General features: G+C 72.7%; 14 protein-coding genes. 6 read left to right on the plus strand and 8 right to left on the minus strand.

All coding sequences use genetic code 11. The annotated features are described in order from the left end of the window. Positions 1-42 precede the first annotated feature (42 nt). Positions 43-849: a lysophospholipase gene (locus tag WMI84_RS01895; protein WP_347350303.1), complete on the minus strand. Its 807-nt coding sequence runs from the start codon at positions 847-849 to the stop codon at positions 43-45. A 121-nt stretch (positions 850-970) separates the two neighbouring features. Here WMI84_RS01895 and WMI84_RS01900 point away from each other — a divergent pair, with 121 nt between their 5' ends. After that, positions 971-1,909: an SGNH/GDSL hydrolase family protein gene (locus WMI84_RS01900; protein WP_347350304.1), complete on the plus strand. Its 939-nt coding sequence runs from the start codon at positions 971-973 to the stop codon at positions 1,907-1,909. Positions 1,910-2,030: 121 nt separating this feature from the next. Here WMI84_RS01900 and WMI84_RS01905 read toward each other — a convergent pair whose 3' ends face one another. Continuing rightward, the gene (locus WMI84_RS01905; protein ID WP_347350305.1) at positions 2,031-3,500 is read right to left on the minus strand and encodes a cell wall-binding repeat-containing protein; all 1,470 of its coding nucleotides are present in this window, start codon (positions 3,498-3,500) and stop codon (positions 2,031-2,033) included. Between the two features lie 236 nt (positions 3,501-3,736). Continuing rightward, positions 3,737-6,148: a lysylphosphatidylglycerol synthase domain-containing protein gene (locus tag WMI84_RS01910; RefSeq protein ID WP_347350306.1), complete on the minus strand. Its 2,412-nt coding sequence runs from the start codon at positions 6,146-6,148 to the stop codon at positions 3,737-3,739. Between the two features lie 193 nt (positions 6,149-6,341). Here WMI84_RS01910 and WMI84_RS01915 point away from each other — a divergent pair, with 193 nt between their 5' ends. Beyond that, positions 6,342-7,478, plus strand: coding sequence for a helix-turn-helix transcriptional regulator (locus WMI84_RS01915; protein ID WP_347350307.1), 1,137 nt, complete (start codon positions 6,342-6,344; stop codon positions 7,476-7,478). Here WMI84_RS01915 and WMI84_RS01920 read toward each other — a convergent pair. After that, positions 7,464-8,270: a sigma-70 family RNA polymerase sigma factor gene (locus WMI84_RS01920; protein WP_347350308.1), complete on the minus strand. Its 807-nt coding sequence runs from the start codon at positions 8,268-8,270 to the stop codon at positions 7,464-7,466. The two genes, WMI84_RS01915 and WMI84_RS01920, sit on opposite strands and share 15 nt — an antisense overlap. 292 nt (positions 8,271-8,562) lie before the next feature. Here WMI84_RS01920 and WMI84_RS01925 point away from each other — a divergent pair, with 292 nt between their 5' ends. Then, entirely contained in the window at positions 8,563-9,948 is a 1,386-nt protein-coding gene (locus WMI84_RS01925) for an AI-2E family transporter (RefSeq protein WP_347350309.1), read from the plus strand. Positions 9,949-9,969: 21 nt separating this feature from the next. On the opposite strand, the gene WMI84_RS01930 is transcribed toward WMI84_RS01925, so the two are convergent. Together WMI84_RS01930 and WMI84_RS01935 are read right to left on the minus strand one after the other, a co-directional pair. Continuing rightward, on the minus strand, positions 9,970-10,164 hold the full coding sequence (locus WMI84_RS01930) for a hypothetical protein (RefSeq protein ID WP_347350310.1): 195 nt from the start codon (positions 10,162-10,164) through the stop codon (positions 9,970-9,972). A gap of 117 nt (positions 10,165-10,281) precedes the next feature. Further along, positions 10,282-12,243: an acyl-CoA dehydrogenase family protein gene (locus tag WMI84_RS01935; RefSeq protein ID WP_347350311.1), complete on the minus strand. Its 1,962-nt coding sequence runs from the start codon at positions 12,241-12,243 to the stop codon at positions 10,282-10,284. Positions 12,244-12,350: 107 nt separating this feature from the next. Between WMI84_RS01935 and WMI84_RS01940 the strand changes: the two genes are divergently transcribed. The 3 genes from WMI84_RS01940 to WMI84_RS01950 all read left to right on the plus strand — a co-directional run bounded on the left by WMI84_RS01940 (position 12,351) and on the right by WMI84_RS01950 (position 14,262). After that, complete coding sequence (locus WMI84_RS01940; RefSeq protein ID WP_347350312.1) at positions 12,351-13,136, plus strand: enoyl-CoA hydratase family protein; 786 nt, start codon at positions 12,351-12,353, stop codon at positions 13,134-13,136. A 335-nt stretch (positions 13,137-13,471) separates the two neighbouring features. Further along, a complete protein-coding gene (locus WMI84_RS01945) occupies positions 13,472-13,894 on the plus strand; it encodes a hypothetical protein (protein ID WP_347350313.1) in 423 nt (140 codons plus the stop codon). 89 nt (positions 13,895-13,983) lie between these two features. Next, on the plus strand, positions 13,984-14,262 hold the full coding sequence (locus WMI84_RS01950) for a hypothetical protein (RefSeq protein ID WP_347350314.1): 279 nt from the start codon (positions 13,984-13,986) through the stop codon (positions 14,260-14,262). On the opposite strand, the gene WMI84_RS01955 is transcribed toward WMI84_RS01950, so the two are convergent. Continuing rightward, positions 14,240-15,238 (minus strand): helix-turn-helix domain-containing protein, encoded by a 999-nt coding sequence (locus tag WMI84_RS01955; protein ID WP_347350315.1) that lies wholly within the window; start codon positions 15,236-15,238, stop codon positions 14,240-14,242. The genes WMI84_RS01950 and WMI84_RS01955 overlap by 23 nt on opposite strands. Positions 15,239-15,302: 64 nt before the next feature. Further along, positions 15,303-16,445: an ABC transporter permease gene (locus tag WMI84_RS01960; protein WP_347350316.1), complete on the minus strand. Its 1,143-nt coding sequence runs from the start codon at positions 16,443-16,445 to the stop codon at positions 15,303-15,305. Positions 16,446-16,451 lie beyond the last annotated feature (6 nt).

Below are 16,451 nucleotides of genomic sequence, written 5' to 3' on the forward strand. Positions count from 1 at the left end.
TCGTCCGCTCGTTCGGGGATGCCCGTACATCGCGACAGGCGGTCAGTGTTCGGGCAGGTGCTGCCGGACGAAGCCGATGACGTCGCCCAGGACCTCGTCCCGGTTCGTCTCGTTGAAGATCTCGTGCCGGGCACCCGGGTAGGACTTCGACTCGGCGTGCGGCCCGGCCAGCGTCGCGAAGCCGGCCCGGGACGGCCCGATCGGCACCAGCGGGTCCTCCTCGCCGTGCAGCCACAGGATGGGCCCCTCGAAGGCGCCGGCCTGCTCGATCGTGTGCATGGCGCGCACCATCGCCTCGATCGTGGGCCGCTTGAACGCGCCGTGCCAGACGAGCGGGTCGGCGACATACGCCTCGCCGACGGCCGGGTCGCGGCTCAGGGTCGCGGGGTCGATCGGCACGTCCGGGATCTCGTCGGCGGCCAGCAGGCCCTCGGCCGCGGCCCAGCTGCCGAGCACCGGCCCGGACAGGACGACGGCGGCGAGACCTGCGCCGAACCGCTGTGCGTACCGCGCCGCGATGAGTCCGCCCATGGAGTGCCCGATCAGGACGACCGGCAGGCCAGGGTGCTCCGCCCGGGCGCGACCCTCGAGCAGGTGCACGTCCTCGCACATCGGCTCGAAGTCGGCGATCAGCACGGGCTCGCCCGCACTGCGCCCGTGGCCGACGTGGTCGGGCGCGTAGACGACGGCCCCGTCGTCGACGAGCCGCTGCGCCACCTGCCCGTAGCGGCCGGAGTGCTCGCCGTAGCCGTGCACGAGCAGCACGACGTACTCGGCCCGGTCACCTGCCCAGCGTCGCGCCACGATGGTCCCGGCGTGGCCGGCGTACTCGAGATCGGTCTGCTGCATGGGCCCACCCTTGCGGGTCGCGTCCGGTCGATCAAGCCTGCGGCCCGACCGGCCGGGTCTGGCGCACCGGGCCGGGTCGGGCGCAGACTGAAGGGTCGTTGCCGAGACACCAGGAGGGGCCGTGGTTCGTCGTCGCAGGTTCGTTGTCAGCGCACTGGCCGCCGCGGCGGTCGTGCTCAGCGCGTTCGTCGGGGGGGCGTCGAGCGCGACGGCCTCACCCGTCGCGGCCGCAGCACCCGGCGTGGTCGGGGCGGCCGGCTGGGACAGGTCGCCGGTGGCCAGCTATGTCGCCCTCGGCGACTCCTACACCGCCGCCCCCCTGGTGCCCAAGGTCATCCCGGCCGACGGCTGCGTCCGCTCGACGAACAACTACCCGCACCTGGTCGCGCGGACCCTGGGCATCGCCGACTTCGTCGACGCGAGCTGCAGCGGCGCGCAGACCGAGGACATGTACACCTCGCAGCTGCCGGGCGTGCCGGCACAGCTGGACGCGCTCCGACCGGACACGCAGCTGGTCACGCTGGGCATCGGCGGCAACGACTTCGGCGTCTTCGGCACGCTCGTCGGCTACTGCCCGACCCTGCGGGCCGGTGACCCGACCGGTGACCCGTGCCGCCAGGCGATGCAGCAGGGCGGGCAGGACCGGCTGCTGGCAGCCGTCGCAGTGACCCAGCAGCGCATCGTCGGCGTCGTGGACGCCATCAAGGCCCGGGCGCCGCACGCCCGGATCCTGCTCGTCGGCTACCCGCAGATCGTCCCGACCCACGGCACCTGCCCGGCGTTGCTGCCGCTGGCCGACGGCGACTACTCCTACGGCTACGAGGTCAACCTCGCGCTCACCCAGGCACTGCAGCACGCCGCAGCCCAGACCGGGGTCGGCTACGTGGACGTGTGGCGGGCCAGCCGCGGGCACAGCATCTGCGCGACGTTCCCGTGGATCAACGGCCAGCAGACCAAGCCGCTGCGGGCCGCCGCCTACCACCCGTTCCTGGTCGAGCAGGCCGCCGTGGCCGTGCTGGTCGACGCCGCGGTGTACGTGCACGGCTGGCGCGCTGCCTGAGCCGGGTGGCGGTCATCCTCTGCACCAAGGCCCCGGCCGGGCCGGAGGAGTGGTCGGGCGCACCCCGGCCACCCCTCCGAACGCCAGCCCACACCCGTGAGCAGGGCGGGGCGAGGGCACCCTACTTGATCGCGATGCTCCAGTTCCCGTCGGCCTCGATCGAGATGACGCGTGGGCCCGCGGGCCAGCGGACCGTTCCCTGGTAGGAGCCGATCTCGTTCACCAGCAGGTCCCAGTCGCCGGACCTGCCGTACGCCTCGACGATGAAGTTGCTCGAACCGTCGTGCGTGAGCCGTGCGGTGGAGGCCGAGCCGCTCCAGTTCAGGACGGTGTCGCCGTGGCCGGAGGCGGACTTGCCCGAGATCTTCGGTGCCGCCGACGTGGCCCGGATCGCGACGGTCCACGCTCCGTCCGCCTGGATCTGCAGGCTCTTGGACTCCGAGTAGTCGTCGAACAGGACCGTGCCCCGGTACGGGCCGACGGTGCTGACCAGCAGGTCCGTGTCCTCCATCTTGGAGTCGAGACCCCACACGCTGAAGTATTCCGACCCGTCGTGCGTCAAGGTCGCGATGGCCGGGTTGGTGGCGCCACCGGGCTTGCTGATGGTGATGACGTCGTCCCCGGTCCCCGAGTAGCGCATGGTCCCGCACTCCTGGGTCGCGCCGTTGTTGGACAGCACGCCCGTCCCCCCGAGGATGACGGTCTTGCCCGGGGCGAACGTGGACCGGACGGAGTAGCCGGCGCTGGGCAGGCAGGCCTGCTTCGTCAGCACCAGTGGGGCGTCGTTGACCTTCGCCGCGGGCGTGCCGCTCAGCGCGTCCGCGAAGGACAGCCCGGTCGCGAAGAACATCGCCGGGGCGCCGTCGGACCAGACCGTCCGGGCGATCTTCGCCGAGGTCGCGTAGCGGTCGGCGCCGGACAGGCGGGTGACCGAGGCGCCCGGCAGCGCCGACCGCACGCCGGACAGGGCCGCGTCGGAGACGGCTCCGGTGCCGCCGAGCACGTAGACCCGACTCGGCTTCAGCCGCGCCAGCTCGGTCCGCGTCGTCCCGGTCAGCCGGCTCGGCTGGGTCAGCAGGAGCGGCACGCCCTCGTGTGCCGCGGCGGCGCCGCCGGAGAGCGCGTCTGCGAAGCCGGCGCCGGAGGCCAGGAACACGGTGGACGCGCTCGACCAGCCGCGCCGTGACACCGCCGTCGCCGTCGCGTAGCGGTCGGAGCCGCTCAGGCGGACCACGGACGTGGCGTACGAGCCCAGCTTCTGGGCCGTGGCCGAGCTGATGGCGCTCGTCCCGCCGAGCACATAGATCGTCGTGGGCCGCAGGCGGGCGAGCTCGGTCTGCACGGACTTCGGCACCCCGTCCTTGCGGACCAGCAGGACCGGTCCGCCCCGCCGGGCCGCGGCCGGACCACCCGCGAGCGCGTCGGCGTAGTCGGTGCCGGTGGCCACGAAGGCCGCCGTGACCGGCGCCGCGAACGACCGGCGCGACACGGCGGCCGACGTCTCGTAGCGGTCGGCCCCGGCCAGCCGAGTCGTCCCGTTCGGCAACGGCGTCTCGTCGGCGTGGGCCACCGCGCCGGCGGTCGCCGTCATGGCGACCATCGCGACGGCAGCAAGCAGCGATCTGGTCCTTCGTCTCACCAGTGGTCCCCCCTGACGGTGTGTCGCGAGCCCCCGTGCCCGCCTATGGCGAATCCTCGCCGTCCCGGCGGCCGCGCACCGAGGGATGTCGGAAAGGTGACCATTGTCACGGATGGCGCCACCGCGGACCGCGCCCTGCCGCGCCGCCGGATCGGGCGTCCGGCCGTTGCCCGCGCGAGTGCGCCGGCTCAGATGATCTGGCGGTGCTGCAGGATCCGGAAGGCGGCGATGCCCGGCAGCACGGGCAGCCAGAAGGTCAGGATCCGCGCGGTCAGGGATGCCGCGACGGCGTCGGTCGGCGCGACGCCGATGGCGGTGAGCCCCGCGACGAGGGCGCCCTCGACGGCGCCGAGACCACCGGGCGTGGGCAGCAGCTGACCCAGCGTCGAGGCGACCACGAAGACGGCGATGACCGCCTCCAGGGAGTAGTGCGAGCCGAGCGCGGTCAGCGTGGTGGCCAGGCCGAGCGCCGAGAACAGCAGGAAGAGCACCTCGCCGGCGACGAGCTGGATGCCCCGGACCGGGCTGCGCAGGGTCGGCACCACCGTGTCGACCAGCCGGCCCAGCACGGCCCGCAGCGGCATCCACACCCGGACGCGGCCCCACGGCGAGGCGAGGAACGCGACCACGACGGCCAGCACCCCGGCGCCGACCACCCACCACCACCAGTCCGGGTGGACCTCACCGACGGGCACGGCGTCGCCGATGACCAGGATGCCGGCGACCGTCGCGAGACCGGTGATGACGACCGTCGCCGCCCGGTTGAGCAGCAGCACGCCGACGGCGTCGGTGCGCGGCATACCCAGCTTGTCGAAGAACGAGAGGTGGATCGTGTAGTAGCCGACCGCGGCGACCGTGGTGCGGCCGGTGAACCCCGCCGCGATCTGCACGGCCATGGTCCGCAGGGTCGGCAGCGACTGGCGCGCGGACCCGAGGATGGTCAGCCCGGAGGCCAGGATCGCCAGCATCCCGAGGACGATCGTGGCGCCGAGCCAGTCCCACTGGGATGCGGCGATGACCGAGCGGACCCGGGTCAGGCTCGAGACCTCCGGCAGCAGCAGGTATACCGCCACGCCACCTGCGGCGAGGATGCCGACCGTGGCAGGACGCACCGGGGAGCGGAACGGCGGGATCTCGCAGTCCGTCCGGTAGGCGATCTCCTGCCGGAGCCGGATCAGGTCCGACCGCTGACGCAGCTGTCGACGGAACCGCGGCTGCACGACGAGCGGCAGCAGCTGCGGGATGGCGTCGCGCAGGGTCTGCGCGGGCAGGTTCCGCACACCGCTGGCCACGGCGCGCTCGACCCCCACGACCGAGGTCAGCGTGACGAGCAGCTCGGCCACGTCGCGAATGCTCTGCTGCCGCGACCCGGTGATCCGGCCGAAGGTGAAGTCGGTGATCCGGATCACGCCGGCCTCGTCGATCAGGATGTTGCCGGCGCGCAGGTCGTGGTGGACCATCCCCGACGAGCCGAGCGTGGACACCGTATGCCAGATCTCGTCGAGCTGCCCGTCCGTCACCTCACCGGGCCTGAGGTCGGACAGCAGCCGCCCGTCGAGGTGGCGGCGCACCAGGAACGGGGGTCCGTGCTCGATCTCACCGGCGAGCAGGACCGGCAGCGTCCCGACTCCGGCCCGCTCGGCGAGCAGGGTGATGTAGGCCTCGTGCGCCACCTCGTGCCGCGGCGTCGAGAGGGCCGGTACGGGGTCCAGCTCGAGCGATGCCACGACCCGGCCGGCCCGGTAGCCCATCCCGGCGAACCGGTGCAGGCGGCTGACCACCTTGACCTCGATGCGCTCGTCATCGGCCGTCAGGACCTCGTAGACCTGGGGCCGGAACAGCTGGCCGGGCAGGCGCGTCATCTCGGCCGGCACGATCCCGACCTGGCGCAGGGCGGCCTGCACCGCGGGCTCGGCGGTGCGCCGGCCGGGCGCCCCGAGCGCCAGGTGCAGCAGCGTCCCGACGCCCCAGCCGAGGAAGACGCCGGCGAAGACCCCGACGGGCAGGGAGGTGCCCAGGAAGAGCTCGGCGATCGACACGCCCACCACGAGCAGCCAGCTGAGCCGGCGCTCCGCCCGCGTGACGTACGGTCCGGCCGCGGTGGCGATGGCCGCGATGACCGCGGCGTGCAGGGAGGGGAACAGGAAGCCGCCCGGCCCCGGCCCGCGGGTGGCCTCGGTGAGCAGCTCCGCCGAGACGATCCGGGCGCCGACCAGCTGGTGCAGGACCAGCACGAGCGTCCAGGCGACCACGCCGGACCAGGCCACCGCGATGGCCATCCGGACCCGACCGAGGTAGAGCGCGAAGCCCGCCCCGAGGATGATGCCGGGCCAGTACCCGAACCACGGCAGGACCCGCCAGAGCGGGGCCGAGAACGCGGGCAGCCGCTGGAGCTCGTGGAAGATGGCCGCCTCGACCTCGTTGACGCCCGGGGCCCGCGCGACGGTGAGGCACGCGAGCACGACCGCGGCGGAGATCGCCAGCCGGAGCACGTCGAGCGGGTGGCGGCCCACCGAGTGGCGCAGGCGCGAGTAGCGTCCCGGCCGCCGCGGACGCTCCTCGGCGCCGCGCTCGGGGGGAGTGTCCGGTTGCTCATCCACCGGTGGCCTCCAATCGGGTCATCCCCCCGCCGATCACCTTCGATGCTCCCACAGGTACCCGGAGCACGGCAGGGCGAGCGCGGGGCGCAGCAGCGACCCTCCTCCGGGTGAAGCCGCGCAGAAATGGGTACCGTCTCGTGAGGCGGGAGGTGTCAGGGGCTCGGCCCGCCGCTCTCGTCGACAGGGGGGTGTTGTGGTCCACGTCGCCGCAGGCCACGCCGGCCGGGCAGGCATCGCGCCGGGGGATGGTGCCCGGCGTCCCACCACGTCCCCTGATGCCGCTGCGGCGCACACCGTCCGGGTCGATGCCCCCCGGCCCGCCAGGACGCCCACGCGGCGCCACTTCGAGACGAGCGACCGCACCAGGCTCGCCGACAGCTTCGAGCGGGCCTACGGCTCCGTGCTCAGCATCCGGGTCGAGGACCCCACGGTGCGCCTGCGCATCGACCGCATCGAGGCCGGGTCCTGCACGGTCGACGAGATCGTCCTCGACGGGGTGAGCGTGACGGCCGAGGCCCACGACGTGCTGCGGGTGTGCCGGCTGCGGCGCGGCAGCATGGACTGGCGCCAGGGCCGGGTGTCGGACCGGTTCGTCGCCGAGGCGGTGCTGATCCTCGCCGACCCGTCGGTCGGGCACTGGTGCCGCTGGCACGACGCGAGCGCCACCGTGGTGACGGTCAGCGGCGAGCTGATCCGCCGGGTCGCGGCCGCAGACCTGGGCTCGAGCGCCCGGGGCATCCGGTTCACCGGACACCGGCCGGTCCCGCCGGCGGCGGCCCGGGTGTGGACCCAGACGGTCGACTTCGTGACCGGTAGCCTGCTCGTCGGCGACGAGGCGACGGGCGCGCTCGTGCCGGACAGCGCCGCCCGCCTCCTGGCGGCGACCGCCCTGGCCACCTTCCCGAACACGTCGGTGCCCGACGAGCCGCCGACCGACCGGGCGGAGGACACCCCCGAGACGGTGCGCCGGGCGCTCGCCTTCATCGAGTCGAACGCGGGCCTGCAGATCGGTGTCGACGACATCGCCCGGGCGGCCTGTGTCACGGTCCGCGCCGTGCAGCTCGCCTTCCGCCGGCACCTCGACACGACGCCGATGGCGCACCTGCGACGCATCCGCCTGGACCGGGCCCACGAGGACCTGCGCCGCGCGCGGGCCGACGACGGCACGACGGTGACGCAGGTCGCGGCGCGGTGGGGCTTCCTCAGCCCCAGCCGGTTCTCGATGCTCTACCGGGCCGAGTACGGCCTGCTGCCGAGCGAGACGCTGCGCGACGGCGGAACCCGGCCGGCGGGCGCCGGTCCCGCACCCCACCCGTCAGGCGATCCGTGACTGCAACCCGGCCGGCTCCATGTGGGCCCGCAGTCGCTTCAGCACGGCGGTGACCAGCCGGGAGACCTGCATCTGGCTCACCCCCAGCCGTTCGCCGATCTGCTTCTGGGTCAGCCCCTCCACGAAACGCAGCCGGACCAGCTCCCGCTCGGCCCGGCCCAGCCGGGTCAGGGCGTGGGCGAGGTCGAACCGTTCGACCACCATGTCCAGCTCGCGGTGCCGGATCGGCAGCCGGTCCCCCAGCGAGGCCCCCTCGTCGTCCAGGTACGGCTGGTCGAGCGAGACCAGGTGGAAGTTCTGCTCGGCCACCAGGCACTCGGTCAGCTCCCGTACCGAGACGTCCAGCTCGTCGGCCAGGGCGGCCAGGCCCGGTGGCCGGCCGTGCTCGTGCTCCCAGCGCTCGCGGGCGGCGCGGACCTGCGGGCCCAGCTCCTGGACCCGCCGGGGTGGGCGCACCGTCCAGCCGTGGTCGCGGAAGTAGCGCTTGACCTCGCCGGTGATGGTCGGGACGGCGAAGCGGACGAACGACGAGTCCGGCCCGGGCCGGTACCGCCTGATCGACATCACCAGACCGACCCTGGCGACCTGGACGAGGTCGTCGTACGGCACGCCGCGCCCGGCGTAGCGGGCCGCCCGACGGTCGCAGAGGTCCAGGTGCAGCTCGACCAGCTCCGCCTCGATCCGGCTTCGCTCGGCGGGGTCGCGGGTCTCGGCCAGCTCGTCGAAGAGGTGGTGGGTCCTGGCGTCTCGCGTCTCCGGGGTATGCCGTTGCGCGGTGGAGTGACGGGCCATGACTCATCTCCAGAGTCCTGTGATGGTCCATGCGGCTCGTGTCTGAACCGTGAGGCGAGGTTGTCCATCAACCTTCTGTCGTGACCCGCTGCTTCCGCAGCATCGGAAACGAACAGTTCGGGACCCGACCCGTACCGGGAACGAAGTGCCATGTCACCGCCGGTGTCGGTATGCCGCCGTGCCGCCCTGCTGCACGCACCCGGACCACCACCGGTGCCGGCTCCACGGCAGCCCACCGGGGCGGCAGCCGGCTGGGTACCGTCGGGGGAGCAACGCCGTGGAAGGAGGTGCGATGGACGCACGGTCGTGGCTGCACCGCCTGCTGGTCCGGGTGCCACCCCCCGAGACGTCTGCGCCACCCCCGCAGGAGCCCGCGGCCGGCCGGCGCGGACCGGCTCCGAGCCCGACCCAGCCCCCCGACCGTCGGCTCGTGACCTGGCTCGCCTTCGAGCCCAGGGCGTTCCACCGGTCAGTGGTCTTCGTGCTCGTGGCCGTCTCGATCTGGTTCGTCGCCCTGTGGGCCTTCCACGCGACCGCACACTTCCTGTTCCTGCTGCTGCTCGCGTGGCTCATCGCGATCGCGATGGAGCCGGTCATCCGGTGGCTCGTGCGCCACCGCCTGCCCCGCCTGCTGGCCGCCGGGGTGACGGGGTGCGCCGGCCTGGTCATCGTCCTGGGCGTCGGGGCGCTGTTCGGCACCACGCTCGCCGAGCAGATCTCGCAGCTGGCGATCCAGTGGCCGCAGATGGTGTCGGGGATCGTGTCGTGGGCCAACGGCACGTTCCACCTGTCGCTCGACCCGACGCGGATCGCCTCCGCCATCGACCTGACCCGGCTGGCGGACTACGGCAGCGCCGTGGCCCAGGGCGCCTTCGGCATCCTGGGGACCCTCGGGTCGATCACGTTCGACGTGCTGACGGTCGTGGTCTTCGCCTTCTACCTCGCCGCGTCCGGCCCGGGCCTGCTGCAGCACGTCGCGTCCTGGCTGCCGCCCGACAAGCAGGAGATCTTCGCGACCGTGTGGGAGACCTCGACGGCCAAGACCGGCGCCTACGTCGTCTCGAAGTTCATCCTCATCGCGCTGTCGACCTTCTTCCACGCGATCTTCTTCTACGTCCTCGGGCTGCCCGGCTGGCTGCCGCTGGCCCTGCTGACCGGGGTGACCAGCCAGCTCGTCCCGCTGATCGGGACCTACATCGGCATCATCGCGGCCGTCCTCGTGGCCCTGTTCGTGGATCCGCTCGACGCGGTCTGGGTCGTCGTCTTCGCGACCGTCTACCAGCAGGTCGAGAACTACGTGTTCACCCCCCGCGTCTCGAACCGCACGATGGACGTCAGCGCCCCGATCGCGCTCGCGGCCGTGTTCGTCGGCGTGGCACTGTGGGGGCCCATCGGCGCCCTGATCGGGATCCCGCTCGCCGCGGCGGTGGTCTCGCTGCTGGAGACCTACGGGCACCGTTACGAGCTGGTGGCCCAGATCGCCGAGGTCGGGGTGGCGTCGCCGCGCCGGCATGCCGACCTCGGCACCGGGGCAGCGCGGGCGAGGGACGACGGCAGGGAGGTGGCGCCGTCGGAGGGCGACGGCGGGACGGCAGCGCCGTCGGACGGCGAACACGGCAGGGCGGCAGGGTCGTCGGAGGAGGACGACGGGAGGGAAGGGCCGCCGCCGGCCGGCTGAGCGGCATACGGCGGCGGGTGCTCAACGGCGGTAGTCGTCCTCCGCGGCGTCGCTGGGCGCATCCGTGAGCTGGTCGAGCCGGTCGGCCTCGGAGCCGTCCGGCTCGCTCACGGCCCCGACCATGGCCTCACGGACGTCCCGGTCGTCCCGGTCGTCGGGGGGCTCGTCGTCGGTGAAGGTGGGCTCCGGGATGTCGGTGAGCGAGTCGTCGGACATGGCTTCCTCCTTCTCCATGCTGGCCCCCCATTGTCCCGCGGTGCCGGCTCGTTCCACAGGTGGGGCCCACCCCCGTCGTACGGCGCGGCGCCGGGGGTGGGCCGACACGTTGGCCGGTCAGCGCATCGAGCGCCAGACCGAACGCGCCTCGCTCGGCCCGGACGGCCAGGGCGCGATCCACGGCCCCGTGCCCTCGCTGGGGTCGAGGATGCCGTCCTCCAGCCACGCGTAGTCGCCGGCCAGGACACCCTTGGCCAGTCGCGTGTCGACGTCGTCGGTGTTGGACCACAGGGCGTCGAACAGCGCCTCGACCCGCAGCCGCGACTGGTCGCAGAAGGCGTCGGCCAGCTGGAAGGCGGCCTGGCCGCGGGCCGGGTCGTCCTGGCGGAGCAGCTCGGCGCGGGTGCACGAGGCGGCCATCGCGAACAGCTCGGCCCCGATGTCCACGACCCGGCCGAGGAAGACCTGCCGGTACTCCAGCCTGGCCTGCCACCGGGACATCCCGTAGAACGTCTGGCGCGCCAGCTTGCGGCTGGACCGCTCGACGAACCGGAGGTGGTGGGCCAGGGAGCCGAACTCGGCATAGGCGGTCGGCACGTCCCCCCGTCCGGCGACGAGCCGCGGCAGCCACTTCGCGTAGAACCCGCTGGCGCCGGCCGCGGCCCGCGCCTTGTCCTCGAGGGAGGCGTCCTGGTCGGCCAGGGCGCCGGCTGCCTTCAGGTGCGCGTCGACGGCCTCGCGCGCGATGAGCAGGTGCATGATCTCGGTGGAGCCCTCGAAGACCCGGTTGATCCGCATGTCGCGCAGCAGCTGCTCGACGGGCACCGCCCGCTCGCCCCGGGCGGCGAGCGAGGCGGCCGTCTCGTAGCCGCGCCCGCCACGGATCTGGACCAGCTCGTCGGCGATGCGCCACGCCATCTCGCTGGACCACAGCTTGGCCAGGGCCGCCTCGATCCGGATGTCCTTGCTGCCCGCGTCGGCCAGCCGGGTCGCCAGCTCGGTCATGGCCTCCAGCGCGAAGGTGGTGGCGGCGATGAAGGCGATCTTCTGCGCCACCGCGGCGTGCTCGCCGACCGGCCGGCCCCACTGCACGCGGGTGGCCGACCACTCGCGGGCGATCTTGAGCGACCACTTGCCCGCCGCCGCGCACATGGCCGGGATCGACAGCCGTCCCGCGTTGAGGGTGGTCAGCGCGATCTTGAGGCCCTCGCCCTCGCGGCCCAGCCGGTTCTCGGCGGGGACGCGCACCTGGTCGAGGCGGGTGAGCCCGTTCTCGAGGCCCTTCAGGCCCATGAACGAGTTGCGCCGCTCGACGGTGATCCCCGTGGTGGAGCTCTCGACGACGAAGGCGGTGATGCCCCCGCGTCCGCCCTCGTGCGCGGGCACTCGCGCCATCACGACGAGCAGCTCGGCGACCACCCCGTTGGTGGTCCACAGCTTCACCCCGTCGAGCAGGTAGGCGGACCCGTCGGGGGTGGGGGTGGCGGTGGTCGCCATCCGGGCGGGGTCCGAGCCGACGTCGGGCTCGGTGAGCAGGAAGGCCGAGATCGCACCGGCCGCGCAGCGCGGCAGGAACTCCCGCTTCTGCTCCTCGGTGCCGACGAGCTTGACCGGCTCCGGGACGCCGATCGACTGGTGCGCGGACAGCAGCGCCCCGAGGCTGGCATGGACCGAGCCGACCAGCATGAGGGCCTTGCCGTACGAGGACATCGTCAGGCCCAGGCCGCCGTACTCGCGGGGGATCTTCATGCCGAAGGCCCCGACCTCCGCGAGCGCCGCGACGTAGTCGTCGGGGATGCGGTCCTCGCGCTCGATGACCGCCGCGTCCATTCCCTTCAGCACGATCCGGAGCCGCTCGAGGAACTCCTCGCCACGTGCCTCGTCCTCGGCGTTCGCCCGGGGCTGGGGGTGGATCAGGTCGATGTCGAAGTCGCCGAGGTACAGGCCCTTGGCGAAGCTCGGTCGCTCCCACCCGGTCTCACGGGCGGCCTCGGCGACCGCGCGGGCCTCGCGCTCGGTGGCTTCGACGTGGTGTCCGTCTCTGGTCTCGGTCCGGCTGTCCTCGGTGGTGCTGGTCATCACTGGCCTCCTCGGGTCTCCGGCCTCGCCGCCGGACAGAACCTACGTTACCGGTGAGTACCCGGTTCTACGATGGCAACGACCCCGCGACCCGAAGGAGCGACCGGATGAGCACGGAACAGGCCCGGGAAGAGCTGGTCCACCACACGGTCGAGCGCGGTGTCGCGACGATCACCCTCGACTCGCCGCACAACCGCAACGCCCTGTCGGACCGGCTCGTCCGGCAGCTGCTGCAGGCCCTGTGGCGGGCCGACGAGCAGCAGGAGGTGCGGGTCGTCGTGCTGACCCACACCGGCACCACGTTCTGCGCCGGCGTCGACCTGACCGAGGCGGCGCAGCGCAGCGGCTCCGACGCGGCCACCGCGCGCAGCGAGCAGCTCGTCGAGCTGCTCCGGACGATCCTGACGCTGGGCACCCCGGTCGTCGCGAGCATCGACGGGCACGTCCGGGCCGGCGGCATGGGCATCATCGGCGCCTGCGACATCGTGGTGTCGGGGCCGCGGTCCACGTTCGCCCTCACCGAGGCCAGGATCGGGGTGGCGCCCTCGATCATCAGCCTCGTCGTGCTGTCGCGGCTGGGTGACCGGGCCGCCGCGCGGCTGTGCCTGACCGGAGAGGTGTTCGGTGCCTCGGAAGCGGCCCGGGTCGGCTTCGTCACCGAGACGACCGAGGAGCGGGAGGCCGCCCTCGCCCGGCTGCTGACCGACCTGCGGGTCGTGTCGCCCCAAGGCCTGCGCGAGACGAAGCTGCTGGTCAACGACGCCATCCTGGCCGCCTTCGACGCCGGTCGCGACCGGGTCATCGAGCAGTCCACCCGGCTGTTCATGAGCGAGGAGGCCGCCGAGGGGATGCGGGCGTTCCTGCAGAAGCGTCCGCCCCGCTGGGCCCGGTAGCAGCGGCGCGCGCGGCCGAGCGGGCCCGCTCGTCCCCTCGGGAACGACTGTGCGGTGGTCTGCGTGGGCACCTGCCGGCGACACGTCGGGATGGCAGGTACGTCCGGGTCTCGGCGAGCAGCCCTCCGATCCGCCCACCTGGCCCTCGGCCGATCACAGCCGGCGCCCCCTCGCAAGGAGCGCGGCTGTCGCGAACGCTGGATAGCAGCGGCAGCGCACCCCGGTCAAGAGGGCCTGCGCCGGACCGCCCCGATGTTCGCGGAGCGCCTCAGTGGCGACCCTAGTCGCACGCCGTCCGGGAGATGCCCGGGCGACACCGCCGAAAGGATCGGTCCATGCACATCACGCGCAACCTCAAGGCGCTCGGCGCCTCCGCCTTGGCCGCCGCCTTCCTCGTCACTGGGGTCGGCACGGCCCAGGCCGCGAGCAACCACGCCATCAGCGGCACCGTCTACTCGCCGTGCTCCAGTGCCGGGTGGGCCTGGTACAACTCCTCGACCGCCCGGTACAAGGAGGGCACGGGCGCCATGAAGGTCATCTTCTCCGACCTCAACAAGGGCGGCCTGAACTTCAAGTCGCGGGACGCCTCGAACCTCACGATCGGCAACGTCGTGAGCTTCGCCTACAGCGAGACCGACATCTGGCGTACCCAGGCTTCGAGCGTCGCCAACGGCCGCAAGTTCTACAACTCCTTCAAGCAGGTCAGCAGCGCCTGCAACCAGAAGGACTACAACTTCTCCGGCACCCAGTCCTACTGACGGGTTGTCGCGCGATACGCACGGACGCGCACGACGAGAGCCGGGTCGGGCCCTGAGCCCCACCCGGCTCCTTCGTCAGGAGGTGAGCGATGCGAGTCATCTGGTACGAGGTGGTCGCCCCCGGGCTGACGACGTCCCCCGGCGAGTTGCGAGACACGTTGGTCGCGAGCGCCGCGGCGGTCGGCGTGGAGCACTGCTACTGGGTCAGGACCGCCCTCGGCTGGCAGGGTCTGGTGTTCGTCCGGGCTGCGGACGGCGACAGCGATCCGGCCGAGGTCGCCCGTCACGACGCGGCGGTCGAGGCCGCCTTCACAGACCTCTCGACCCACGGGGTCGTGACCGTGGTCAGAGCAGATCTTCCTCGCTGACCCATCCGAGCGCCATCGCCCGCGCTCCCAGCTCGAACCGGCTGCGGGCCTTGACCGAGGCGGAAAGCGTCTCGCTCATCCGCCGCACGGTGCGCGGCGAGACACCGAGACGACGTGCGACGGCTTCGTCCGTCGAGCCCTGGGCCCAGAGCACGACAGCCAGACGTTCCTGCTCCCGCAGGCCGCTGGGCAGACGCATGGGGCGGGTCCCGAAGGGTCGGCCCACCCGCCAGGTGGTGAGGAACAACGCAACCAGCCCCGCGACGAGGCCACGGTTGCGGACCTCGACCGCACCCAGCGAGGTGTCACGCTCGTCGATTGGGACGAGCGCCACCTCGCGGTCGACGACCAACATCCGCACGGGAAGGATCGGGACCGTCCGCACCTGGGCGCCGAGGTCAGAGAGCGCCTTGAGGTATTCGGCCGTCCCTGCGTGGTTGAGCGCGGTGTCAAGATAGACGGCCCTCATCGAGACCCCTCGGGCGAGGGTGTCCGCGTTGAGCGGGCTCGCGCTGCGCAGCTGTTCGTTCGACTGCCCACCGCCCGGGTTGAACGACCAGACCTCGTCGCGGCACTCACGGGCCAGCTCGACGAGCTTGTCCCGGACCGCATCCAGCCCGTGCAAGGCGGTGATCGTCAGGTGCGGATCCGCATTGTGCGCGGCGCTGTTGGCGGCCAGCCACTGCTCGATCTGGAGCTGTGCCCGTTCGACCTGCGACTGCCGCTCGGCCAGCTCGAGGCGCTCCTGAGCCAGCAGCGCCTTCAGCCCGACAGAGGGGTCGACGATCCTGGTCGGTTCCCCAGAGGAGTCAAGCTCGGCGAGGGCGATGGCCGAGAGTCGGTTCAGGCCCGTGCGGACGTCGTCCTCGGACAGGTCGAGCAGGCGAGCCAGCGCCTCGATCCCCGCCACGGGCTGGCTGGCCAACGTGAGATACACGCGGTGGGTCAGCGAGTCCATCCCCAGGTAGTTGAGCACGCAGCCCCCTCCGAGCGGGCCGTGAGGCCGAGCGCAAATCGGCCCCGTCCGGCTGATCCGGAGGCTACCGCAGCAGGCTGGAGAGCGCGATCCGAGAGGTCCGGAGGGCGGGCGCCACGGCACCGATGAACGCCGCCGATGAGGACGCCAACACTCCGAGGGCAGCGGCCCGCCAGGGCAGGGGCACCGGAGCCACCGACACGTCGCTCATCCGGCCCAGTGCCCACGGCACGAGGAACCAGGCGCTGACGAGGGCCACGGCTGCTGCTGCGAGCGCGACGACCTGCGACTCGACGAGCACCAGGGCGAGGACGTGCGCCCGGGACGCGCCGAGCGCCCGACGGATCGCCCACTCCTCGGACCGGTCGCGCAGGGTCGCCAGGCCGATGTTGAGGATGCCGAGCGTGCCCACGAGAAGGCTCAGGGCGGCGATGGACAACAGGAGCGACCGGCTCGTCCTGAGCTGGTCCTCGAAGGTGGTCATCGTGTCGTTGCGGGCAACGTCCGCCACGCTCGACTGCCGGCCGGCCACCGCGGCGAGATCCGCGACCCTGCCGCGCAGGACGCGCTCGTCCCCGCCGGTGAGCAGCACGGCCTGTGACGTCGGTGCCATCCCGGCCCGGGACAGGAGATCGCGGTCGCGGTCGCGCACGTAGACGGTGGCCACGTCCGTCCCGTCCTCCACTACTCCGCGAACGCGTGCGCGCACTGGCGCCGTCCCCGCCCCGGCACCGATCGTGACGACCTCACCGGCTACCAGCCGGGAGCCCGCGCGACGGTTGAGGAGGACCTCCGGCACGAGGTACGGAGCCTCGGTGAACCACCTGCCGCGGAGCACCTCGAGGGGTCGAACTCCTCGCAGGTCGGTCGAGATCGCGACAGTCTCGACGTCCATCGGCCCGTCGCCGGTGGTCAGCTTCGCCGGCCCGTACGCGGCCACCGACACGACCCGGCCACCCGTCGCCCGGACCGTCCGCGCGAGCGTGGGGCGCCACCAGCGGGTCGGATCGGGGTCGCCTGGAGTCACCTCGAGGGAGACCCGCACCGTGGTCGCGGGCCCTTGTGCGAGCAGCGCCCGGTGAACGGTTGCCGAGGCGATCACCTCGCTGGACCCCTGGACCAGCACGACCGTGAGGACACCGATCAGCAGGCTCAAGGCAGTGAGGCCGTTGCGCAGCGGACGCGTTCGGACCCCCTGCCCGGCCATGCGAAC

The sequence above is a fragment of the Intrasporangium sp. genome (genome assembly GCF_039812505.1).
Classification (GTDB): domain Bacteria; phylum Actinomycetota; class Actinomycetes; order Actinomycetales; family Dermatophilaceae; genus Intrasporangium_A.